The 23,348-nt window shown below is 61.1% G+C and carries 15 protein-coding genes and 1 tRNA gene; 7 read left to right on the top strand and 9 right to left on the bottom strand.

Annotation, left to right across the window (positions count from 1 at the left end; all coding sequences use genetic code 11):
* Positions 1-145: 145 nt before the first annotated feature.
* The 3 genes from ACSZOQ_RS01700 to ACSZOQ_RS01690 are packed head-to-tail and all read right to left on the bottom strand — an operon-like array spanning position 146 to position 5,791.
* Positions 146-883 (bottom strand): PP2C family protein-serine/threonine phosphatase, encoded by a 738-nt coding sequence (locus tag ACSZOQ_RS01700; protein ID WP_439924386.1) that lies wholly within the window; start codon positions 881-883, stop codon positions 146-148.
* On the bottom strand, positions 873-2,345 hold the full coding sequence (locus ACSZOQ_RS01695; RefSeq protein WP_439924385.1) for a hypothetical protein: 1,473 nt from the start codon (positions 2,343-2,345) through the stop codon (positions 873-875). The genes ACSZOQ_RS01700 and ACSZOQ_RS01695 overlap by 11 nt, the downstream gene beginning before the upstream one ends.
* The gene (locus tag ACSZOQ_RS01690) at positions 2,342-5,791 is read right to left on the bottom strand and encodes an AAA domain-containing protein (protein WP_439924384.1); all 3,450 of its coding nucleotides are present in this window, start codon (positions 5,789-5,791) and stop codon (positions 2,342-2,344) included. Before ACSZOQ_RS01690 ends, ACSZOQ_RS01695 begins: the two co-directional genes overlap by 4 nt.
* A 653-nt stretch (positions 5,792-6,444) precedes the next feature.
* On the opposite strand from ACSZOQ_RS01690, the gene ACSZOQ_RS01685 reads away from it, so the two are divergent.
* From ACSZOQ_RS01685 to ACSZOQ_RS01675, 3 genes are all read left to right on the top strand, one after another.
* Positions 6,445-6,768, top strand: a complete 324-nt coding sequence (locus ACSZOQ_RS01685) for a DUF3489 domain-containing protein (protein WP_439924383.1) — start codon at positions 6,445-6,447, stop codon at positions 6,766-6,768.
* A 61-nt stretch (positions 6,769-6,829) separates the two neighbouring features.
* Positions 6,830-7,285 carry a DUF2924 domain-containing protein gene (locus ACSZOQ_RS01680; protein ID WP_439924382.1) on the top strand — a complete coding sequence of 152 codons (456 nt, stop codon included), beginning with the start codon at positions 6,830-6,832 and terminating at the stop codon, positions 7,283-7,285.
* The gene (locus tag ACSZOQ_RS01675; RefSeq protein WP_439924381.1) at positions 7,282-8,940 is read left to right on the top strand and encodes a recombinase family protein; all 1,659 of its coding nucleotides are present in this window, start codon (positions 7,282-7,284) and stop codon (positions 8,938-8,940) included. The genes ACSZOQ_RS01680 and ACSZOQ_RS01675 overlap by 4 nt, the downstream gene beginning before the upstream one ends.
* Positions 8,941-9,121: 181 nt before the next feature.
* Here ACSZOQ_RS01675 and ACSZOQ_RS01670 read toward each other — a convergent pair.
* Positions 9,122-9,196: transfer RNA gene (locus tag ACSZOQ_RS01670), tRNA-Val, on the bottom strand.
* A 75-nt stretch (positions 9,197-9,271) separates the two neighbouring features.
* Positions 9,272-9,631, bottom strand: coding sequence for a cell cycle two-component system response regulator CpdR (gene cpdR / locus ACSZOQ_RS01665; RefSeq protein WP_009797255.1), 360 nt, complete (start codon positions 9,629-9,631; stop codon positions 9,272-9,274).
* 185 nt (positions 9,632-9,816) lie between these two features.
* On the opposite strand from cpdR, the gene ACSZOQ_RS01660 reads away from it, so the two are divergent.
* Complete coding sequence (locus ACSZOQ_RS01660; protein WP_439924380.1) at positions 9,817-10,704, top strand: N-formylglutamate amidohydrolase; 888 nt, start codon at positions 9,817-9,819, stop codon at positions 10,702-10,704.
* A 568-nt stretch (positions 10,705-11,272) separates the two neighbouring features.
* Positions 11,273-12,058, top strand: a complete 786-nt coding sequence (gene hisN / locus ACSZOQ_RS01655) for a histidinol-phosphatase (protein ID WP_439924379.1) — start codon at positions 11,273-11,275, stop codon at positions 12,056-12,058.
* Between the two features lie 157 nt (positions 12,059-12,215).
* Here the strand turns inward: hisN and ACSZOQ_RS01650 are convergent, their stop codons facing one another.
* Positions 12,216-13,160, bottom strand: coding sequence for an alpha/beta fold hydrolase (locus ACSZOQ_RS01650; protein WP_439924378.1), 945 nt, complete (start codon positions 13,158-13,160; stop codon positions 12,216-12,218).
* Positions 13,161-13,369: 209 nt separating this feature from the next.
* On the opposite strand from ACSZOQ_RS01650, the gene ACSZOQ_RS01645 reads away from it, so the two are divergent.
* Positions 13,370-13,831 (top strand): Hsp20 family protein, encoded by a 462-nt coding sequence (locus ACSZOQ_RS01645; RefSeq protein WP_439924377.1) that lies wholly within the window; start codon positions 13,370-13,372, stop codon positions 13,829-13,831.
* A gap of 79 nt (positions 13,832-13,910) precedes the next feature.
* Here the strand turns inward: ACSZOQ_RS01645 and ACSZOQ_RS01640 are convergent, their stop codons facing one another.
* The 3 genes from ACSZOQ_RS01640 to ACSZOQ_RS01630 form a co-directional block, all read right to left on the bottom strand.
* Positions 13,911-15,614 carry an ATP-binding protein gene (locus ACSZOQ_RS01640; protein ID WP_439924376.1) on the bottom strand — a complete coding sequence of 568 codons (1,704 nt, stop codon included), beginning with the start codon at positions 15,612-15,614 and terminating at the stop codon, positions 13,911-13,913.
* The gene (locus tag ACSZOQ_RS01635) at positions 15,601-17,121 is read right to left on the bottom strand and encodes an ATPase domain-containing protein (protein WP_439925913.1); all 1,521 of its coding nucleotides are present in this window, start codon (positions 17,119-17,121) and stop codon (positions 15,601-15,603) included. The genes ACSZOQ_RS01640 and ACSZOQ_RS01635 overlap by 14 nt, the downstream gene beginning before the upstream one ends.
* Positions 17,122-17,262: 141 nt before the next feature.
* Entirely contained in the window at positions 17,263-17,976 is a 714-nt protein-coding gene (locus ACSZOQ_RS01630) for a hypothetical protein (protein WP_439924375.1), read from the bottom strand.
* Between the two features lie 504 nt (positions 17,977-18,480).
* On the opposite strand from ACSZOQ_RS01630, the gene gltB reads away from it, so the two are divergent.
* Positions 18,481-23,244 carry a glutamate synthase large subunit gene (gene gltB, locus ACSZOQ_RS01625; protein ID WP_439924374.1) on the top strand — a complete coding sequence of 1,588 codons (4,764 nt, stop codon included), beginning with the start codon at positions 18,481-18,483 and terminating at the stop codon, positions 23,242-23,244.
* Positions 23,245-23,348 lie beyond the last annotated feature (104 nt).

The following is a 23,348-nucleotide window of genomic DNA, read 5'->3' as shown; positions in this document are numbered from 1 at the left end:
ATTTGCAGTCACCCAGGGCAGCAATCTTTCCTCAAACAAAATCGTTGTCATGGCGCACCTTTGACGGCCTCTGCCATGGCTGGTCTTGGGAGTCGAGGACGAGAACGAGCTAATTGATCACGACTGCCGCGCTTTTCCAAATCCGTTACGTCCTTGAGCCGATGACGATCACAGTCACGTTGTCCTTTCCGCCGGCTTCGAGCGCAGCTGCGACAAGGCTCTCAGCAGGCTCGCCCGAGCTTTGGGAGAGGAGACGACTCATTTCGTCTTCTTGGACCATGTCGCTGAGACCGTCCGAGCAGAGCATTATGCCGACATGATCCTCAAGCGGAAGGCGCCGGATGTGGGGGCGCAAGGCAAGCGGTTTCGTCGTGCCGCCTAGCGATTGAGTAAGCGCGTGGCTGCGGCCGCCTCTTCGACTTCGATCGGCGTCCAACGTATCGTCCCTGCTCAACTGGAGCAATCGGCTCCGTCGGATCTCGTAAGCGCGACTGTCGCCGACGTTGAATACAAGCGCTTCGCGATCGAAGAAGAGAGCTCCGACAATTGTCGTGCCCATCCCGGGTCTGCCCGCTCCGGAATACATTTCCTCGAACAGCCTGCGGTTGGCATCGTCGATCATCGACGTAACACTTGCCTCGTCGTGTGCGCGATCGATCGCCCCTGCGACAGCTTCGACGACGACGCGACTGGCTACCTTTCCACCTTCGTGCCCGCCCATGCCATCGGCGATCACGGCCCAGCCGCGACCGCCTGCAAGCGTTCCAGACCAGGCGTCGATCGGATCGCAACCGATCCGATCTCCAACGAGGTAGAGGTCTTCGTTCGCGCTTCTTACGCGGCCGACGTGAGTAGCGATCCACACCCGACGGTCAGTTGCCATGTCGTCCCACCGCGCTGCTGCTGCCGAGCACGATGCTCCTGATCTCTTCGACGAACGCTGGCTTGCGGGTCACGAGACCTTGGACTCGCATGAAACCCATCCGCCGCGAGACTTCGCCGAGGAACGGACGCGTCGAGATGACCGCCAGTTCATCGTCCTGGACCAGGAAAAAGAAGTCTTGGGTCTGGCCTTTCCGGATCGACAGTCCGCTTTTAGCTGTGCGGCGGGTCAATTCCGACAGGGGATCGTATCGACCACCTTTGCGCGGTTCAGTCTGTGGAACGAGATAGGACTCGATCTCAATTTGGACGCCTTCTCCAATCAACAGATCAATTTCGCGTAGTCTGGCCGCGTTGACGATGGACGGCTGTATTCCGGCACTGGTGATGACCAACGACTTGCGGGCCGACTTCAAGGCCGCATCGAGAAGCTCATTCTGTTCGAAGCACGCGAGGGGACGAACCTCGAAGGCGTCTATCTCGTGCCTTGCGACCTCCAGACGTTCTTCGGCCACCACCAAGGCCGCGGCGACGGGATCTGAGCCATGCGGAGGCAAGCCGGCCGCAGCTCTTCTGAGCGTATCCACCTCCACCAGACTATCAACCTCCAATTTGCGCGCCGCCCTTATTGCGTCGGGATGCGGCATGCTCCTGTACATGGGGCGGCCGACCATCTTTTCGAGTTTTTTGCTCAAGTCGGTATCCGAGATCGCCCGCACGAAACCCATCTTCCGCGGACCACCGTGCTGCGCGAAGGCGAGTTCATACGCGTCGGACAGTTTGTCGTCGATGACGAACGCCACCTGGACCTCGTCGGACTTGTCGGCGGCGTAGACGAGGGCAACCCCCTCCCGGAATAGGTTGTTTCGCCTGACCACGCGTTTCAGCGAAAGCACGGTACGCTGGAAATCTTCGCTCCGCTGTCGACGAACGACTTTCGAGATGTCCGGAATGACCAAGTCATTGACCCCCGGCGGCTCCGCCGGATAGGGCCGGATCTGGACGGCGCCGGTTCCTTGAAGCAGGGCGGGGCGCACAACGCTCTCACCCGTCAAGCGTAAGGGAATTCGGCGGATTCCATCATAATCGACGACTATCATCTCCTCTTGCGGAATCTCTAGGCGGTCGGATAAGAGACGCAATTCGCCGGCCTTCGTGAGATAGAAGAGGTCAGCGCCATCGCTATTCGGCTCCCTCGTGACGTAACCGTCCGCGATGAGCACGTTCATAGCGCCGACGACAACGTCGAGCTTTAGTCCGAGCATGTTGGCGACGTCCGCCTCGTGCGTCTCCCCGAGGGCCAGGCAGCGCATGGCGAATTCCTGGATGGTAGGCATGAACCGCGGCGCCATCGTGATGGCCTCAAGCGTAAGGCGGAAGATTGGCAATCCGACTTCCCCGTAGTCAACGAGGTGGAAGCCCTCGCGGAACTGATATTTCCTCGCAGCGAGCTCGGGCGTCACTGAAGCTCCTCCGCCTTGCAGGTTCGATCGTTGTTGTCGATGTAGTCGATCACCGCCCTGAACGGGTTTTTGCCGCGGACGTTTCGGCAGAAGAAGTTGTCTCCCACGATCACGAGACCGCTCTTACCCCTCGACAGGGCGACGTTCAGCCGAGGACGTTCGCGCAAGAAACCGAGATCCTTCTGACCGTTCGACCTGACGACCGAGTAGATGCAGACATCGGCTTGCCGCCCTTGAAACGCATCGACGCTGGAGCAGGAGATGTCGAGAGACGGCCATTCGGCGACGCCACGCTGGATCATTTCGCCGAGAAGCCTCACCTGCGCCGTGTAGCCCGACAGGACCGCGACCGAAATGCGCTCTTCTTGAGCCTTTGCGACGAACTCGAGGCGCAGCAAGATCTTGCGGATCTGCGCGACTTCGGTGGGGTTCTTGAAGGTTAACCCTTCAGCCTCCTCGAACCGGCCGGGCAAGTTCTGGGTCGAATACCAGGTCACGGGCTTGGGGAAGGCCAAGGACAGCTTCAGTCCATGCGATTTCACCGGGCTTTTCAGTTTCCGCTTGTAGAAACAAGTACTGACAAGATCGCCGATCGGCTCAATCATCCGGTACTGGCTCTTGAGGTCGGCACGGCATCCCGCAGGAAGACCGGCATCATCATCAAGTAGTCTGTCAAGGAGTGTCGCCTTGACCTCCTCGGCCTCGAACTCCTCCAGTAGGTCGTCGCCCAATTGCTCGAAGAAGGGAGGAAGCTGCTCGGGGTCGCCGACGATGATGGACCGCTTGCTGCGGGACAGCGGGATCAGAATTTCGGTCGCGGTCGCCTTAGACGCCTCGTCAACGATACAGAGGTCGTAGGCGACCTCCTCCATGCCCCGAACACCGGCGATGCCGACGCAGGTACCGGCGATGATCTGCGCAGACGATAGCATCGCGGCGTTGAAATCCGAGGATCGTCCGACCCGCAAAAACCAGTCCTCAAGCAGCTTCAGGCGATCCCGGCATGCCGTGATCATAGGCGTATCGGCCAGGAAATGGGCGGCCCATTCCCCGAGTTCGTCCGGGTCTTTCGATTGCGCGAGGGCTGCAGCATAATCGCCCATCTTCTGCAACTCGGCGCGCAGGTCCTTTTCCTCGCCCACCGCCCGCTTGAGCGCCTGCTTGGTGACCCCGATCTCGCTGTCGATCTGCGTCGTCTCCTCCTCGACCTCGTCCTGATCGGCGGGACCGCCCGCGGAATCGACGCCCGCCTTCTCAACGCTAGCCCGGTCGGCTTCCTGCCTGTCGATGGTGTCGCGAAGGCCCTTTTGGATCGCGAGCACCTGCAGGAGACGCTCGACCTTCATGCCGACAGCCACGGCCTGGCGATCGACCTTCTTCTCGGCCGCCCACCTTTGCATATCCGCCTCGGCGACCTTGCGCACGTCCTTGATCCAGGCTTCGACCCTCCGCTCCAGCAGGAGTTTGTGCCCGAGTTCCGAGATGCGCGTTTCATCGCTTCGCCCGATGCGTATCATCTCGAGCGAGAGCCCCGTCTCCGCGATCCGCTCAAGGACATTGTCCAGGGCAATGTGGGTCTGCGAAGACAACAGGATTCTGTGTCGCGGATTGCGCTTCAGCCACTGGACGACGATTTCCGCGATCAGCTTGGTCTTGCCCGTGCCTGGCGGTCCCTCGATTGCGAGGATGTCCTGCACGCCCAACGCCTTGGCCAGGATCTCCCTCTTTTCCTCGTCGAAATCCGCGCTCGTCGGAACCACGTCGTCCACTTCTACGACCGGTTCCGCCGTGCGCGGATTGAGGATGATGCTCTTGAGCTCGGCGCTCACGGCCCTATCGTAGAAAACGGTGTTGAGAGCAGCGGTCTGATGGTCGAGGGCGCGTTGAGCGGCGAGCGTGTTAATCGCGAGCTCTCCGCGCCTCGGTAGCCGGCTCGCATCTCCGAACGTCACGTTGAGCATGATCCTGTTGAAGGCGATGCCGGCGACGATGCAGGTCACCCGCCCGCCGGAAGGAAGCGTGATAACGCGCTCCTGTCCGACTAGTTCTTCGCTTTGCGCGATATCAGTCGTCAGCGCCACGAGATCCTCGGCGATGCTCCGATCGACGTATTTGATGGCGCTCGTACGCTTTGCCTCGAGGTCAGCTCGGTCCCGCAGGTAGCCCCGCCACACCCGGAATATCCGTTGGCCGGACCTAGCCTCGCGTTCCTCGGCCAACTGCCGTTGAAGCTCGGCCGCCTCGGCGAGTAGCAGCGCGAGTTGCTGTCCCGCCGTTTCTGGATCGCTCGCCCGATTGAAGGTAAACGACATCAGCCTTGTCAGACAGCGGTCCCTGAGGCTCGTGGCGAGTGAGGCGTCCACTTCGAGGACGTGTACCAGCTCGAGCACCTCGTTGTGGCGCCCGCTGAAACGGCATCTAAACCGCCAGGTCGCGCCGACCAGATCCACGTCGGCTTTCTCAGCGCCGGTCGCTGCCGCGTCGGCAGGCATGATCCCTGCGACCTCGTCGAGTTCATCCCGTACGAACCGCTCCGCCTCCTTTCGGTCCCGAATCTCCATCCGGGAGCAGATCCTCCCCAGGACGGCGTTCGACAGGGAAAGATGACAGACCGACACGTCGGCGGATGCGCGTCTGGTCTCTTCCTCCGCCCTCTCGATCTCGCTGAGAAGTACGGACGCCAATGCGGGACGTTTCGAAGCGGCCTTGTTCAGGCAGCGCTCGAAGATAGCGCGGATGTTTCCGGGTAGAACGGCCTCCTGCAAGGCGACCATTGGATCTTCCTCTCGGTCGAAGATCCGGCCCGTCAGGCACGACAGCGCGACCGCCGCGAAAGCGTAGCAGTCCCTGGTCAGTGCATGCTCGGCGGAATCCGGTTCCGCCGGTGTGTAGCCTTTGGTGTAGTCGAACCTGAACGTGAGTCCTTTGACGGGCGCCCAATTGCCCGCCTGGTCCAGGAGCTTCGCGATTCCGTAGTCGGCGAGCTTCGGCACCCCGTCTGTCGACACCAGAATGTTCTTCGGCTTGATGTCGCGGTGCGCGATCTGCCTTTTCTGACCGTAGACGACGGCGTCGAGGATCTGGCCGCCGCAACGCTGCCAGAAGTCGTCCCACGAGCAGGGCCCGTCCCGCTGGATGACGGTCTCCAGGTTGTCCGGCAACCACTCGAGTACAATGTACCAATTCCCGCCGACGTCGCGGTCGACATCGATCATCTCGACAATGTTGGGATGGCGGAGATCCTGCAGCATCTGGACCTCGCGCTGGAAACCTTCTCGCGCCCGCTCGTCCTCAGGGCCAAACCGCATGCGCTTGATCGCAACGGTTTTGCTTTCCGATGGGTCATAGGCCTGCGTGACGATTGCCTGCGCGCCCTGACGACTCGTGTTTGATAGGACGTAGCGGTTGCCGAGAATCTGCGGGCCGTTGCCGGATTTCGTGATCATTGCGGAAGCGATTCAGCCGCTAATGGCATAGGCGTATAATTGGGATTTTAGAGACAAATTGATTGGACGGGTGGCGCAATAACCGATGTTCTACCTAGAAGTACACCACGGAGCAAACATTTCAATCATGCTCGTATAGTTGGTGGCATTCGCAAGGTTGCCGGTTGACCACAGCGGGATCAGTTTATCCGTCGAGCGGCGGCATGATACCGGAATTCGCGTCGAGCCAAGCAGTCCTCGCACAGGTCGCCGATCGTCGACGACCAGCAGCGCAAAGCGTCTCAAAAATGGGAAATCGAGACACCTCTCCCGCAACTTCGGGAAGACAAATTCTGATCGTTTTCGACAGAGCTAGTCGAATTTCTTGACATCATAGTGGTGCAAACCGCACTCGGGCTCGCGCTCTGTTGAGCAACAAGATTGCTCAGAAACCACTGGCATTGCTGGGCGATTGGAGCGTTACTGTCGGCGCGTTGAGTGCCTCCTTCGTCCACCGAATAGCCTGCCCCGCCGGTGTGTTTACCGTGACGGGGCTTCGGTGGTGGCAGCGATGATGCTGCACCAACCGGAGACGTCACATGGCGAAAACACAGCCCCGCAAAACTGCACCTCGATCCGCGATAGCACCCAGGCGCGCAAAGTCAGCGCGCCGTGTGTCGACCAAGACCGCCAAGGTTGCACCCGTCAACAAGAGTAGTTCTGCATCAGCTCGATCGTTGGATCGGCCGGTGCATCGCGCCGGCAGCAAGCAAGCTCGGGTCATCGAGATGCTGATGAAGCCTGAGGGTACAACGATCGACGACATCATGAAGGCCACGGATTGGCAGCAGCATTCGGTACGCGGCTTCTTTGCTGGCATCATACGGAAGAAGCTCAAGCTGACGTTGATATCGGAAGCTGCTGAAGCCGGTCGGATCTACAAAGTAACTGGCAACGCCACGTCTACCGGATTGAAGTCTGACAGGGCCGCGGCCTGATGTCATGGTACGAAGGTCAGGATCACGAAAGCCCGTCAGTCGAAGGCTGATGAGCTTGTCGATGGACGATGAGATTGCGCATCTGCGCAGTCTCAACCTGATTGGCCTAGGGTCCCGCTGGCAGAGTGTTGTGGGGCGCCCAGCCCCAGAGCACCTGCCCAAGCATCTGCTGTTCAGCATTCTCGCCTATCGCATCCAGGCAGATGCGCTTGGGGATCTCGATGCTACGACGGTTCAACTTCTGAAGCGTGCGGCTACCGTACAATCTTTGGACGAAATCTTGCCGCTCGTAGCGGCCCAGGATCAGCGCAAGCAAGCTATGGTGCTCGGCACTGTTTTAACCCGGGAATGGAACGGCCAACTTCATCGGGTGATGGTCGTCGAAGGCGGCTTCGCTTTCGAGGGGAAGACGTTCGACAGCCTGTCCGGGATTGCATTCGCTATCACCGGCACGAATTGGAATGGGCCTCGCTTCTTTGGTCTGCGCGCCGGAAACGGCAAGGGGGTCCGAACATGAAGCCGGCGGACAACCGGGTCGTCCGGAGCGCGATCTATACGCGGGTGTCCACCGACTCCGGCCTTGATCAGGAGTTCAACTCGCTGGATGCCCAGTATGACGCGTCCCAAGCCTACATCCGAAGTCAGGCGCATGCGGGTTGGACGCTGGTCAAGGCGCGATACGATGACGGCGGCTTTTCGGGTGGATCGACTGATCGCCCTGCCCTACAGCGCTTACTTGCAGATGTCGTGGCACACCGGATCCATATCATCGTCGTCTATAAGGTGGACCGGCTCACCCGCTCTCTGGCCGACTTCGCCAAGCTGGTCGAGCTATTTGATGCCCATGGCGTCTCGTTTGTTTCTGTCACGCAGCAATTCAACACCACCACTTCGATGGGGCGCCTGACACTAAACGTCCTTCTTTCCTTTGCGCAGTTCGAGCGTGAGGTCACCTCCGAGCGCATCCGTGACAAAATTGCTGCCTCTAAACGCAAGGGGCTGTGGGTCGGCGGCATGGTTCCGCTCGGCTACGTCCTCAAGGATGGTCAGCTTCACATTCACGAGGAAGAGGCCACGATCGTTCGGCTGATTTTCCAGCGCTATCTGGAACTCGGCAGCGTCAACCGCCTCGTTAAGGAGCTGAAGGAGCGAGGCTTTAAATCCAAGATTCGGCAGTTGGCGTCAGGCGGCACGCGAGGGGGTGTTCCGTTCACGCAGGGGCCGTTGTTTTACATGCTGCGGAACCGTTTTTATCGGGGCGAAGTCAAGTTCAAGGGCGAGATCCTCCCAGGGTCGCAACCCGCCCTGCTCGACCGCGCACTGTTTGAGGCTGTTCAGCAAAGGCTGACCGAACAGTGGTCACATCGCACGACGACACGTATCCGAACCCGTGCCCTCCTTGCCGGGCTGCTGTTTGATGACGCGGGCCATCGGATGATCTTGACCTATGCCAGTAGAAACCGCGTTCGACATCGCTATTACGTCTCTGCACCCTGTATCCGGGGTCAAACGGATAAGCCTGTTGGCTCTGTTAATCGTGTGCCTGCGTCAGAGATCGAAGCCACGATCTCCAAGGCGATCATTGCCAACACCAGCAAAGATGATCCGCTTTCGACCGATACGTTATCTCGAGAAACGATTGAGCGGTCTATCGCCCGAATTGAGGTTCGCAAGAACCAGTTGGCGATTCATCTGAGGTCTGACGAAAACGATATCCAACGGATCCAGAGCAACCACGATCCGGATCCAGCTGAACACCGCGCTGTCACCTCACGCATCGTCGTCGTGCCCTGGAAGAAGCCATCAAGGCCCGCCCGAGAGATTCTGCTGCCGGCGAATACGCCAGAGCATCGCGCTCGGCCCATGAAGGCCGAACGCCGGTCGGCTCTCATCCGATCGATCGGCCGCGGCCGGCTTTGGCTTCAGGAGATCGTCGACGGCCGCGAGACAATCGAAAGCCTTGCCGCCCGCCAACATTGCAGCACGCGACATATCAATATGACGATCTCGCTTGCCTTCCTTTCACCGGCCCTTGTGACAGCAGCCGTTGAAGGACGATTCCCGCGCGGCATCGGTGTCGCTGCCCTCCGCGATGCGCCGGCTGAATGGCCTCAGCAGATGAGTCGCCTCGGCTTGGCACCGACCGGCGCTCCCGATTCTGCCAACCGGTGACCGCGCCTTATTTTATCGGCCTGATTCCCAGGAACGGGAAATTGCGCGGCAGAGACAGAGCCCCAAAACCAGCCCAGACGGGTCACGGAGACCGCGCCTCCGCAGATCAAAATGCGGAAAAGCCCGCCAATAGCGGGCCTTTTTCGTCAGTCTCTGGAAATGTGAAAAATAACAGACTGGGTGGTGGGCGCGACAGGGATCGAACCTGTGACCCCCTCGATGTCAACGAGGTGCTCTCCCGCTGAGCTACGCGCCCTAAAGTCCACTGGTGCCGGGATGCGTCCCTATATCGGCTCCGGCGCGGACAGGCAAGGACGAGCGGGCATTTGAATCAAGCCGCCAGCATCTTGTTCACTTCGCTGACCAATTCGCGCAGATGCACGGGTTTGGAGAGCACCTTGGCATTCTTGGGCGCCTCGGAATCGGAATTCAGCGCGACAGCCGCGAAGCCGGTGATGAACATGATCTTGATATCGGGATCGAGCTCTGACGCGCGACGCGCCAATTCGATCCCGTCCATTTCCGGCATCACGATATCCGTGAGAAGCATTTCAAATGGCTCCTCGCGCAGCCTCTGATAGGCTGACAGGCCATTGTCATAGGATGATACCTTGAAACCGGCGTTTTCCAGCGCCTTCACCAGAAATCGGCGCATGTCGTTGTCGTCTTCGGCGAGGAGGATTTTGTGCATGGCGGTGGTATCGGGCCCGACTTGGAGGAGCAGTCGCGCTACTAAGCCTGATGATGGTAAATTTGGGGTGAAGGCGAACTTTGGCTTGGCAGAACGGCTGCGATTACCGACAATGCAGGTTCAAAAAGCGCCTGTCCAGACGACATTCGACAGGCGGCTGCGCTATTTCAGGATGACGCCCGGCGATGACCCAGTTTGACGGCGACCAGCCGCCCCCTTTCGAGATCGCAGAGCCGGCGACATGGCGGTCTCCCATCATCTTCAATTCTCCGCACTCAGGCTCGGTCTATCCGGAACAATTCCTGGCCGCGTCGCGGATCGATCTGGCTAGCCTGCGCCGGTCCGAAGATTCATTCATGGATGAACTGATCGACGGTTTGGCCGACGCCGGCTTTCCGGTGGTTCGGGTCAACTTTCCCCGCTCCTACGTCGATGTAAACCGTGAACCTTACGAACTCGATCCTCGCATGTTCACCGGGCGTTTGCCGAGCTTTGCCAATACGCGATCGATGCGCGTCGCTGGCGGTCTCGGCACCATTCCGCGCGTAGTCGGCGACGGCCAGGAGATCTATCGCGAGCGTCTCAGCGTGGACGACGCGCTCGGCCGGATCGAGCTGCTCTACAAACCCTATCATCGCGCGCTGCGCCGGCTGATCCACAAGGCGCATCAGACGTTCGGAACAGCCATCGTCGTGGATTGCCACTCGATGCCGTCGACCGGCATCTCGCACGACGAACCGAGACGACCGGATATCGTGATCGGCGATCGCTATGACACCAGTTGCGCCCCGCTGCTTCCCAACGTCATCGAGGATGTGATGAGCGGCCTCGGCTATTCGGTCGCACGTAACAAACCCTACGCCGGCGGATTTATCACTGAACATTACGGCAATCCGGCCAGTGGACTGCACGCGGTTCAGTTCGAACTCAACCGCGCGGTCTACATGGACGAACGGCGGCGCGAGCGCGGCCCGCGCTTCCGGCAGGTTGCAGCGGATTTCATGACGCTTGCCGACGCGCTTGCCGCGATTCCGCTCGGCGATCTCGGGACGTTCCGATCTGCTGCCGAATAGACGTCGGCGCAAATTGCGACAAGCGAACCTCTGAATCCGACACGCATTTACTCATCGCGAGGTTGCAAGTGTTTCGATTCTGAAGTTCATAGTGCGAGGATATCGGCCCCTGCAAAAAAGAAAAAGGGCCGCTCGTCAAACCAAGCGGCCCAAGTCTAGGGAGGAAACGCCCAAGGAGGGCAGCGATAGCGCGAGGGCTACCGCACCGCAACAATATGCGGCCGCGCTGCACAAAAAGCAAGGGATTTCAAACCATTTTCCCCTGTAATTATGTATATTCTCATTTCTTCGAGCGTCATCGCGCACAAGACGTTTATTCAATGATACCAATAATTTAAGATCAACACCCGGCATGATCGCCGCAGTCCGGCCGCAATGTTAAAGGCCACCATTTCCGTCTGGTGATCGCGAATGGAGTCACGTTCTGCATTCGCACGGACGAAATGATTCGAGCGCGGGATAACAGCTCCGCGATGGATTCCAGACGATGCGGCCTCCGGTCCGGACATGTATAGGAGGCGCTCAGTTTGGGGCGCGGCGCGCGAACGTCGCCCGATGAGGTAAAGACGTGACGGTGATCGATTTTACCGCCTTCATAGACCGTCTCGCGACGGCCTCGGGCGAAACCATCCTGCCGTTTTTCAGAACGTCCCTTCTCGACGTCGAAAACAAATGCGGCACCCGCGGCTTCGATCCGGTCACGGAAGCGGACCGGGCAGCCGAGGCGGTCATGCGGCGGATGATCAAGGCAAGCTTTCCGCAACACGGCATCGTCGGCGAGGAATTCGGCAACCAGAACGAAGACGCCGAATACGTCTGGATGCTGGATCCGATCGACGGCACAAAATCCTTTATCGCCGGCTTTCCGACCTGGGGAACGCTGATCGCATTGCTTCATCGCGGCATGCCGGTATACGGCATGATGCATCAACCCTATATCGGCGAGCGGTTCAGCGGCGACAACCGCTCCGCGAGCTATCGCGGCCTATCGAGCGGGCGCAAGCTCGCGGTGCGGCGCTGCGCGTCGCTGAACGAGGCAACATCGTTCACGACCAGCCCGTTATTGATGAATCCTGATGACCGCGCAGCTTTCGGCAAGGTCGAGGCGGAGGTACGGCTAACGCGCTATGGCGGCGACTGTTATTCCTACTGCATGCTGGCCGCGGGTCATCTCGATCTCGTCATCGAGACGGAACTGAAACCCTATGACATCGCCGCATTGATCCCGATCATCACCGGAGCGGGTGGCGTGATTACTACATGGGAGGGCGAGCCCGCGCAGGGCGGAGGCCGCGTCGTGGCCGCCGGCGATCCGCGCGTGCACGAGGCCGCGCTGAAACTGCTCAATCGCTAAACCCGGCGGATTACGCAACCCCGTCACGCCTCGGACTTGATCCGGGCATCCATCTGCCTTCACAAAATCCTTTTGCAAGATGGATTGCCGCGAATAGGCGAGCGCAAGTGACGCCGTTCTTCGAACGGCTATGCCCAGTAATGACGGAGCGTGATCGCTAGAACAGCGGCGTCCCCGGCACGAAGGCGTCGAACGCCGCCCAGAACTGGGTGCGGTAGCGATCCCGTTCCTGCAGGATTTCGTGCTTCGATCCGGCGATGACGAGGTGTGAGCCGCTGCGCAGATGATAGGCGAACTCCTCGATCGCTGGAGTGGAGACGATGGTGTCGTCGCCGGCCGCGATCAGCAGCAGCGGCTGGCGAATCTTCGGCGGGTAATTCACCGCGCGAAAATCGTGCATCGCCCGGAAGGCAGTGTCAGCCCACGCCACGGTCGGCGAGCCGATTCCCAGCGTAGGGGCCTCCTCGAGGATCGCGACATTGCGGGCGAACCGGACAGGGTCGCTGGTGAGGGGATTGTCGGTGAAAACGGCGACGCCCGTGAGCTGGTCGCTGCCGCCGGGAACGTAGCGGCCGCCTTGCCCGAACAGCCGCATCGCGCGCAGCAACGCACGCGCCGGAAACGAGGTGGGATGCCCCGGCAGATCGATCATCGGCGCCGACAGCACGATGCGATCAAACCAGCGCTTGCCGGCGTGCGCCGCCCGCAGAAGCACCGCCCCACCCATCGAATGCGCCAGGGCAAAGTACGGCGGCGGGCAATCCGGCAGCACCACCTGCTCCATGAACGACTGAACGTCGATCTCATAGTCGGAGAAACGGCGCACGTAGCCCTTGCGGGGATCGGACGACTGCCGCGCTGAGTGGCCCTGCCCCCGCCAATCGATCATCGCCACCGCAAAACCGCGATCTCGCAGGTCGCACACAGTCTCGAAGTATTTTTCGATCTGCTCGCCGCGCCCGGTAAACACGCAGACCGTTCCCTTTCGTCCCGGCGGCGGCGCCCAGCGCGCAAAGCGCAGATCGACCCCGTCGGAGGTCCTGACGGTGCCGCTGACGCAATCTTCCGGAATCGGATTTGCGGGGATCGAAACAAGCCTCATGACCGGACCGACTGGAGGAAAAGCCCTAAAAACAAGAGGACAGGAGCAGGCGCGTCCCGCCTCTTGAACGCGTTTGGAGCCCTCCCATATCACTTCCGTGCAGGCCGCTACCAGTGCTCCGGAACCGGATCATCAGGCTGCACACAGACGAAAGCCCGGCCCGATTGGCGGGCGGGTCCATTCAATGTCGCTCAATGGAGGACTGACCTATGCGCACTTTCGACCTCACCCCGTTTTATCGTTCCACCGTCGGCTTCGACCGCTTCTTCAACCTGCTCGACCAGGCCAATGGCGATGCGCCGGGCTACCCGCCCTACAACATCGAGCGCACCGGCGAGAACGAGTACCGTATTTCCGTCGCCGTCTCCGGATTCGCTGAGAATGAACTCTCCATCGTCGCGAAGGAAAACACGCTGACGATCAAGGGCGAGAAGGTCGCCAACGAAAACGGCAAGGACAAATCCGAGGTACTGTATCGCGGCATCGCGGCGCGCGCCTTTGAACGTGCGTTCCAGCTCGCCGACTTCGTGCAAGTGAAGAACGCCTCGCTCGAGCACGGCCTGCTCCACGTCGATCTCGTCCGCGAGATTCCCGAGGCCAAGAAGCCCCGCAGCATTCCTATCGCGACCAGTGCGCCATCCGCACCGGTGGTCGAGAAGGCGGCCGCCTGACCCAGGCCTCTTTCGACGTTTAAATGCGAAAGCGCTCCGGTGTTTCCGGGGCGCTTTTGGTTCTGGCAATATCCCCCATTCACACCGGACCTCGAGCGAGGACTTTTGCGATTTCGGTTGCGAGTTCGGCCTGCTGATAAGGCTTGGCGAGTCGCGGCAAATCGATCTCGGGCTGCGACGGAAGTTCGGCATAACCCGTTGCCAGCAGAATCGGCAGGTCGGGACGCAGCGCCCGCGCTGCACATGCGAGTTGCGCACCTGTCATCCGAGGCATCGCGTAATCCGTGATCATCAGATCGAATATCTGACCGTCTTCGAGCAATTGCAGTGCGCCGGCCCCGGAATTGACCTCGACGACTTCGTGACCGAGATCTTCCAGCATGTCGACCGTGCTCATCGCGATAAGCATGTCGTCGTCGACGACCAGGATCTTGATCTGCACCGTCGCGGGCAGTGTAGCCTGTTCGGTCTGCGCTGACGGCGACTGGAATTGATGGCTCATGTCCGCCGGCAACCATAGGTCGGCCTGCGTGCCAACGCCGACTTCACTCGACAGCCGCAAAGCCCCCTTCAATTGCTTCGCAAGTCCGTCGATCATCGACAGACCGAGGCCGGTGCCCTTGCCAAGCTCCTTGGTGGAGAAAAACGGGTCGGTCGCCTTGCTGAGCGTTTCGGCGTCCATTCCCTGCCCGGTATCGCGTACCGACAGCCGGATATAAGTTCCGGGAACGAGATCGTCATCGTCGTCGGCATCGACGTGAACCAGCGTCGTGGAGATGCTCAACGTTCCGCCGTTCGGCATCGCATCGCGAGCATTAACCACGAGGTTCAGCACAGCAAGCTCGATCTGATTGGTGTCGACCATGACGAGCGGCAGTTGTTCTGGGATGTCGAACTTCAGCTCGATCTCGGGGCCAGTGGACCGCTCGATAAGGTTGGTCATACCTTGCATCAGATCGGACAGACTACGCGCTTCCACCGTCAACTCCTGCCGCCGCGCGAACGCCAACAAACGCTGGGTCAGCGTTGCGCCGCGCTGTGCGCCTTGCATCGCGCCGTCAATGAGACGCCGGGTCTTCCCGTCTTCAGGCGCGTAGCGGCGTAGAAGGTCGAGATTGCCGATCACTGCCATCAGGAGATTGTTGAAGTCGTGTGCCACGCCGCCCGTTAGCTGGCCGATCATCTCCATCTTCTGAGCTTGACGCAAAAGCGTCTCGGCTTTCTCGCGCTGCGCGATCTCGTCGAGCACAATGGCGTGTGCGCGTTCGAGTTCGGCCGTGCGTTCAGCGACGCGCGCTTCCAGCGTCTCATTGGCGCGGCGCATGCGTTCTTCACCTTCGTTGAGATCGGCGATCAGCGCTCGGGCATCGAACTGGCGTCGGCGCCCATTAAGCGCGGTGCGGGCGACGCTGACAAAAGTCGTGGGATGGAACGGCCGTTCCAGGAAGGTCACGTTGTGCAGCATTTCCGACAGGCGCGCCGCGGCCGGATTTCGTTCCGGTCCGCCACCGCGTTGGGTGAGAACGATAAAAGGCAGGTCAGACCAGGCGGGCTGGTTGGCGATCCAGTCCGCGATGCCCCGCATATCGCTAGAACGGAGAGTCTCGTCCGTCAGCAAAGCGAACCATGTATCGTTGCTCAACGAGTTCTCGAACTGGTTGAGGTCTAGCGCTTTAACCGCCGAGATCCCCACCTCTTTCAGCAGACCAGCCGCAATCTCCGCATCACGACCGTGCGGAGTGTGGATTACGACGTACTGCGAACCAAGCTCAGCGATTGCCATCGTTCATCTTGTTCAATTGGTCCGGTATCGCGCCCCCTACGAAGGTCGGCACGCCGCGGAGCACGCCTTGGAACTGGGTCAGCGGTTCGCCAATGGTGAGTCCGGTTTTGCCGATCCGGAATTCGCGTATCGTGTCCTCGTGAAAACCCGTTCGCTTCTTGATGATCGAAACTGCACGTCGCACTTTTCCGAGCGCTTCGAAATAACGGAGCAACACCACCGTATCGGCCAGATAGGTCACATCGACCGGGCTCTTCATGTCGCCGACCAGACCGTGCTGTGCAACGGTGAGGAATGTGGTTGCACCCTGGCGATTGAGATATTGCAGAAGTTCGTGGACATGCACGATCAGCGCATTTTCCTCCGGCATTGCCGCCTGATATCCGTTCAGACTGTCGATCACGACTGTCTTGACCTGCGCCTCATCGACCCGCTTTCGCACACGGTGCGCGAATTCGCCGGGCGACAACTCCGCGGCGTCCACCTGCTCGATCAGGAGCCAGCCTTCATCGCGCAGTTTCTCGAACTCAAACCCCATGGCGCGCGTGCGGTCGAACAACAGGCCAAGCTCCTCGTCGAACGCAAACAGCGCTGCCTTCTCGCCGCGGCCGATCGCCGCCTGAATGAACTGGAAAACGAACAGGCTCTTGCCTGTGCCGGCGGGACCTATCACCAACGTGCTCGATCCCTGCTCGATGCCCCCACCGAGCAGCGCGTCGAGATGCGGAATGTCGCTCGTCATCTGGTTGCGGGTGAATTTTGTCCGGTGTTCGGCCGACACCAGCCGCGGAAACACCTGCAGGCCGCCGGTCTTGAGCGTCATGTCGTGATATCCGCCACGGAAAGCCTTGCCGCGATATTTGATGACCCGCATTCGCCGGCGTTCCGCGCCATAGTTCGGCGCCAGCTCCTGGAGATTGATCACGCCGTGGACCACGCTGTGGACCGTCTTGTCTATGTTTTCCGACGTCATATCATCGAGCAGCAGCACCGTGGCGCCGTGCCGCGCAAAATAGTGCTTGAGTGCCAGCAGTTGTCGGCGGTAGCGCAAGGAGCTCTGCGCCAGAAGACGGATTTCGGAGAGGCTGTCGAGCACGATCCGTTTCGGTTTGATGCGCTCGAACACCTCAAAGATCATCTTGGTGGTTTCACCGAGCTCCAGATCCGAGGAATACAGCAGACTTTGCTGCTGGTCGGCATCCAGCAGGCTCTCTGGCGGCACAAGCTCGAACACAGTTATCTTGTCGTCGAGCTGCCAGCCGTGGGAGTCCGCGCCGGCGCGCAGTTCGGCTTCGGTTTCCGACAGAGTCACATAAAGGCCGGCTTCACCGACTTCCGCCCCGGCCATCAGGAACCTGATGGCGACGGTGGTTTTCCCCGTTCCGGGATTGCCTTCGAGGAGAAAGAGACAACCGGGCGTCAATCCACCGCCGAGAACGTCGTCAAGGCCAGGGACGCCGGTTTTCGCTATCGTTTCGATTCTTGGGATTACGCCGCCGCCATCCATCATAACGCCACCCCCGAATGTGCCACCGGACCACAACAGGTCCGGGTCAGCGCTTCCCAGAGCGAGCGTCCAACGCACTTTAACAAAATAAGGAGCGCCTGGGTTCCAGACGCTCCTTAAAAGGGGGACATCAATTGGCGACTAATCGAGCCCCTGCACCGGCGGCAGCGCCTGGGTCGGCTCGATCGACACCGACGGCCCTGCCCCCACAGGTGCGGGCGCGACAGCGACAGGCTTCACATCAGCCGGCTGAGACTGCACGGCGGCCGATTGCTGCGCCGGCGCCGCGGCCGGCTTCGGCCTGGCGGCGGCATGCCTCGACGGCACGACCGCATGGGGCGCGAGCCTGGGCATCGGGACCGACGAGGGCGAGCGGCTGGCATATCGCCGTGGGATCGATGCAGGCGGGCGTGGCGGACCGCCACGGGCTTCAATAATCCGCGGCGGCAGACCGACCGGCCCGTATGTTGCCGACAGATCGTCGCGGTTGTCGCGCTTCGATGTGGCCGGCATGAAGCGGAGGATATGCCCGTCACGCGCGTCGATCACCAGCCGGCCGTCGTCGCCGTCTGGGGCGATAACCGCGATGGCATAGACGAACCCGCGCTGCTGCGGCACGCCGAGCGGCGAGAACCCGCTCTCGCGCAGCACGGCGTAAACCTCTGTCGCCGGCAACAGCCGCGGGCCGTAGTCTTCTGCCGGTCCAGACGGCAGCGCCGCATAAGGCCCGCTCGAACCGGAGACGGCGATTCCAGGCGGATAGAGCTCGTATGGTGCCGGTACCTGGGCCTGAGCTCCGGTAGCGGCAATCGCCGCAACAGCCGGCAAGATCAACCATTCCGCGAACAGCTTCATCGCATTGTGCTCCTGTGACCCCATTTGTCCCGAGCGAATTCTTGGTCGCTCCAGCGCAGCTTCGCCGCGCGGCGGAATTTCGGGGCTGAATCGGGCGGTCCTTGGACCGCATCAGGGCGTGTTTGCCTCAAATCCGGGGCACTCGCCTCCGCAGCGTTGTGGGCATAACCTCCATGCAATCAGGGACTCCCAGGCGCTTGTGTGATAGAGAAAAATTTGGCAATGTCGTGGTTAGGACAGCAAGGCTGTCTTAATTTTGACGGTTGGCTGGCATGGGTTTTGCCGCGAATGCAGGCGTCCGATGTCCGGTTATGGGCATGGCAAACCGGCTTTCCACCGAGAGCGTTGGGCACCAGGTTTGAATTCTCAAAACTTCGGCTCGCGACGTGCGAGTGGTGGCCCCAAGGTTGGCGATCGGGGTGCCGCGACCGTCCAAGGTGCGCCATAGATGCGGATTGCGTTTCGGGATGTCAGATCCCGGCCGGGAAAGGGTACTGGACTGAGATGAGCGAGCCATCGTTCGAGCGGGAGAACATCGGGCTGGAATCACTGACAGCGGATTCGGTCGCGAAACCGCTTGAACCCGCGCACGAACATACGCCTCACGAACATGCGCCTCACGAACATACTTGGCGCCCGCCGGCGGAAGGTCTCTACGACCTCAGCCAGGAAAAGGATGCTTGCGGCGTCGGCTTCATCGCCAACATCAAGGGCAAGAAATCCCATCAGATCGTCTCCGACGCGATCAGGATTCTCTGCAACCTCGAACATCGCGGCGCAGTTGGCGCCGATCCGCGCGCCGGCGACGGTGCGGGCATTCTTGTGCAGATCCCGCACGGTTTTTTTGCGCGCAAGGCGAACGAGCTCGGCTTCACGCTGCCGAAGCCCGGCGAATACGCGGTCGGCGCGCTGTTCATGCCGCGCGAGACCGCCTGGCGCGAGGTTATCCAGCGCATCATCGCTGACCAGATCAAGGCCGAAGGCCTGACCCTGCTGGGCTGGCGCGAGGTGCCGACAGACAACTCCTCGCTCGGCGAAACCGTGAAGCCGACCGAACCCGCCAACATGCAGGTGTTCATCGGCCGCAACGGCGCGGCCAAGACCGAAGACGAGTTCGAGCGGCGGCTCTATATCCTGCGCAAGTCGATCTCGCAGGCGATCTTCCAGCGCCGCGAGCGCGGCCTTTCCGGTTATTATCCGGCGTCGATGTCATGCCGCACCGTGATCTACAAGGGCATGTTTCTCGCCGACCAGCTAGGCAGCTACTATCCCGACCTGCACGAGCCGGATTTCGAGTCGGCGCTGGCGCTGGTGCATCAGCGTTTCTCCACCAACACCTTCCCGACATGGTCGCTGGCCCATCCCTATCGCATGATCGCGCACAATGGCGAGATCAACACGCTGCGCGGCAACGTCAACTGGATGGCAGCGCGGCAGGCGTCGGTGCATTCGGAGCTGTACGGCAAGGATATCAGCCGGCTGTGGCCGATCTCCTATGAAGGCCAGTCCGACACCGCCTGCTTCGACAACAGTCTCGAATTCCTGGTGCAGGGCGGCTACTCGCTCGCGCATGCGGTCATGATGATGATCCCCGAAGCGTGGGCCGGCAATCCCTTGATGGACGAGCAACGCCGCGCGTTTTACGAGTATCACGCGGCGCTGATGGAGCCATGGGACGGCCCGGCGGCGATCGCTTTCACCGACGGCCGCCAGATCGGCGCCACGCTCGACCGCAACGGCCTGCGTCCGGCGCGCTATCTCGTCACCAGCGACGACCGCATCGTGATGGCGTCCGAAATGGGCGTGCTCAAGATTCCGGAAGACCAGATCATCACCAAGTGGCGATTGCAGCCCGGCAAGATGCTGCTGGTCGATCTCGAACAGGGGCGCCTCATCCCGGACGACGAGATCAAGGCCACACTGGCGAACAGCCATCCGTATCAGGAGTGGCTCGGTCGCACCCAGATCCAGGTCGAGAACCTGCCGGACGCGCAGGCCAAGGCGACACGCTCGAACCTACCGTTGCTGGATCGTCAGCAGGCCTTCGGCTATTCGCAGGAAGACATCACCATCCTGATGACGCCGATGGCATCCATCGGCGAAGAGGCCTCAGGCTCGATGGGCAACGATACGCCAATCTCGGCGCTGTCGAACCGTCCGAAGCAACTCTTCACCTACTTCAAACAGAATTTCGCGCAGGTCACCAACCCACCGATCGATCCCATTCGTGAAGAGCTGGTGATGAGCCTGGTCTCGATCATCGGGCCGCGGCCGAACCTGTTCGATCTCGAAGGTCTCGCCTCCACCAAGCGGCTCGAGGTGCATCAGCCGATCCTCACCGACGCCGATCTCGAGAAGATCCGCTCGATTTCCGATGTCGCGGAATCGCACTTCGTCTCACGCACGCTGGACATCACCTTCCACGCTGGCCTCGGCGCGAGCGGCCTTGAGCAGGTGCTCGACGAACTCTGCGCGCGCGCGGAAGCCGCGGTGCGCGAGGGCGTCAACATCATCATCCTGTCCGACCGCATGGCCGGCACCGACCGGATTCCGATCCCTTCGCTGCTCGCCTGCGCCGCCGTCCATCATCACCTGATCCGCGTCGGCTTGCGCACCTCGGTCGGCCTCGTCATCGAATCCGGCGAGCCGCGGGAAGTGCATCACTTCGCCTGCCTCGCAGGCTACGGCGCCGAGGCGATCAACCCCTATCTCGCGTTCGAGACCATCATCGCGATGAAGGACCGCCTGCCCAGCAGCCTCGACGACAAGGAAATCGTCAAGCGCTACATCAAGTCGATCGGCAAGGGCCTGCTCAAGGTGATGTCGAAGATGGGCATCTCCACCTATCAGTCCTATTGCGGCGCGCAGATCTTCGACGCCGTCGGGCTGAAGGCCGAATTTGTCGCGAAGTATTTCGCCGGCACGAACACCCGCATCGAGGGCGTTGGCCTCCCGGAAATCGCGGAAGAAACCGTACGCCGCCATGCGGATGCGTTCGGCGACATGCAGATCTACAAGACCGCGCTCGATGTCGGCGGCGAATACGCCTACCGCACCCGCGGCGAAGATCACGCCTGGACCGCGGAGTCGGTGTCCAACCTGCAGCACGCCGTACGCGGCAATTCGCAGGAGCGCTACCGTGCGTTTGCAAAGATCCTCAACGAACAGTCCGAGCATCTGCTGACGCTGCGCGGCCTGTTCAAGTTCAAGACTGCCGAGGACGAGAAGCGCAAGCCTGTCTCCCTCGACGAGGTTGAGCCGGCGAAGGAGATCGTCAAGCGTTTCGCCACCGGCGCGATGAGCTTCGGTTCGATCTCGCGGGAGGCCCATACCACGCTCGCGATCGCGATGAACCGCATCGGCGGCAGGTCCAATACCGGCGAAGGCGGCGAGGAAGCGGACCGCTTCAAGCCGATGCCGAACGGCGATTCCATGCGCTCCGCGATCAAGCAGGTCGCCTCCGGCCGCTTCGGCGTCACCACGGAGTATCTTGTCAACTCCGACATGATGCAGATCAAGATGGCGCAGGGCGCAAAGCCCGGCGAAGGCGGACAGTTGCCGGGCCACAAGGTCGACGCCACCATCGCGCGCGTGCGCCATTCGACGCCCGGCGTTGGCCTGATCTCGCCGCCGCCGCATCACGACATCTATTCGATCGAGGATCTCGCGCAGCTCATCTATGACCTGAAGAACGTCAATCCGGAGAGTCTGGTCTCGGTGAAGCTCGTCTCCGAGATCGGCGTCGGCACGGTCGCTGCAGGCGTCGCCAAGGCTCGCGCCGATCACGTCACCATCGCCGGCTTCGAGGGCGGCACCGGCGCTTCGCCGCTGACTTCGATCAAGCACGCGGGCTCGCCTTGGGAGATCGGGCTTGCCGAGACCCACCAGACGCTGGTGCGCGAACGGCTTCGCTCGCGCATCGTCGTGCAGGTCGATGGCGGCTTCCGTACCGGACGCGATGTCGTGATCGGCGCGCTTCTTGGGGCCGATGAATTCGGCTTCGCCACCGCGCCGCTGATCGCTGCCGGTTGCATCATGATGCGCAAGTGCCATCTCAACACCTGCCCGGTCGGCGTCGCGACCCAGGATCCGGTGCTGCGCAAGCGCTTCACCGGCCAGCCCGAGCACGTCATCAACTACTTCTTCTTCGTCGCCGAGGAAGTGCGCGAGATCATGGCGCAGCTCGGCTATCGCACCTTCAACGAAATGATCGGCCAGGTGCAGATGCTCGACCAGAGCGCGCTGGTGACGCACTGGAAAGCCAAGGGGCTCGACTTCTCGAAGCTGTTCTACCGGCAAAAGGAAGCGCCGGGCCAGAAGATCTATCATGTCGAAGCGCAGGACCATCACCTCGACAAGGTGCTGGACCGCAAGCTGATCGCGGAGGCGCGGCCGGCGCTCGACCGCGGCGCGCCGGTGACGATCGAGACCGCAATCAACAACACCGACCGTTCAGCCGGCGCGATGCTGTCGGGCGCTGTCGCGAAAATCTACGGCCATGCCGGCCTGCCGCTCGACACCATTGAGGTCCACCTCAAGGGCACGGCGGGACAGGCGTTCGGAGCCTGGCTCGGGCGCGGCATCACCTTCGATCTTGAAGGTGAAGGCAACGACTATGTCGGCAAGGGTCTCTCCGGCGGACGCATCATCGTGCGTCCTCCGGCAAATTCCGGCATTGTGCCGGAAGAGTCGATCATCGTCGGCAACACCGTGATGTACGGTGCGATCGAGGGCGAGTGCTACTTCCGCGGCGTCGCCGGCGAGCGTTTCGCCGTGCGCAACTCCGGCGCGGTCGCCGTGGTCGAGGGCGCCGGCGACCATTGCTGCGAATACATGACCGGCGGCATCGTCGTCGTGCTGGGCAAGACCGGGCGCAACTTCGCGGCCGGCATGTCCGGCGGCGTCGCCTATGTGCTCGACGAGTCCGGCGATTTTCCGAAGCTGTGCAACCTCGCGATGGTCGATCTCGAGCCGGTGCTGTCGGAAGAGATGATCAATGCCGGCACCTATCATCACAGCGGCGACCTCGAGGCGCATGGCCGCGTCGATGTGTTCCAGAACCTGCTGAACTCCGACGTCGAGCGCCTGCACGTTCTGATTACGCGCCACGCCAAGCTCGCCGGCTCCAAACGCGCGGCCGACATTCTCGCGAACTGGAAGGCTTACTTGCCGAAATTCCGCAAGGTGATGCCGGTTGAATATCGCCGCGCGCTGAAGGAAATGAAGGCCAACGCGGACGCTGAACCGAAGATCGCGATCGGGGCGTAAACATTCACCGGCGTCATTCCGGGGGCGCGCGCAGCGAACCCGGAATGATGCGACAGATATCAGATTCCGGGCCTGCGCTTTCAGCGCATCCCGGAATGGCAGGA

Source organism: Nitrobacter sp. JJSN (assembly GCF_051912485.1).
In the GTDB taxonomy this organism is placed as follows: Bacteria; Pseudomonadota; Alphaproteobacteria; order Rhizobiales; family Xanthobacteraceae; genus Nitrobacter.
This window is presented reverse-complemented; position numbering and strand designations above follow the sequence as displayed.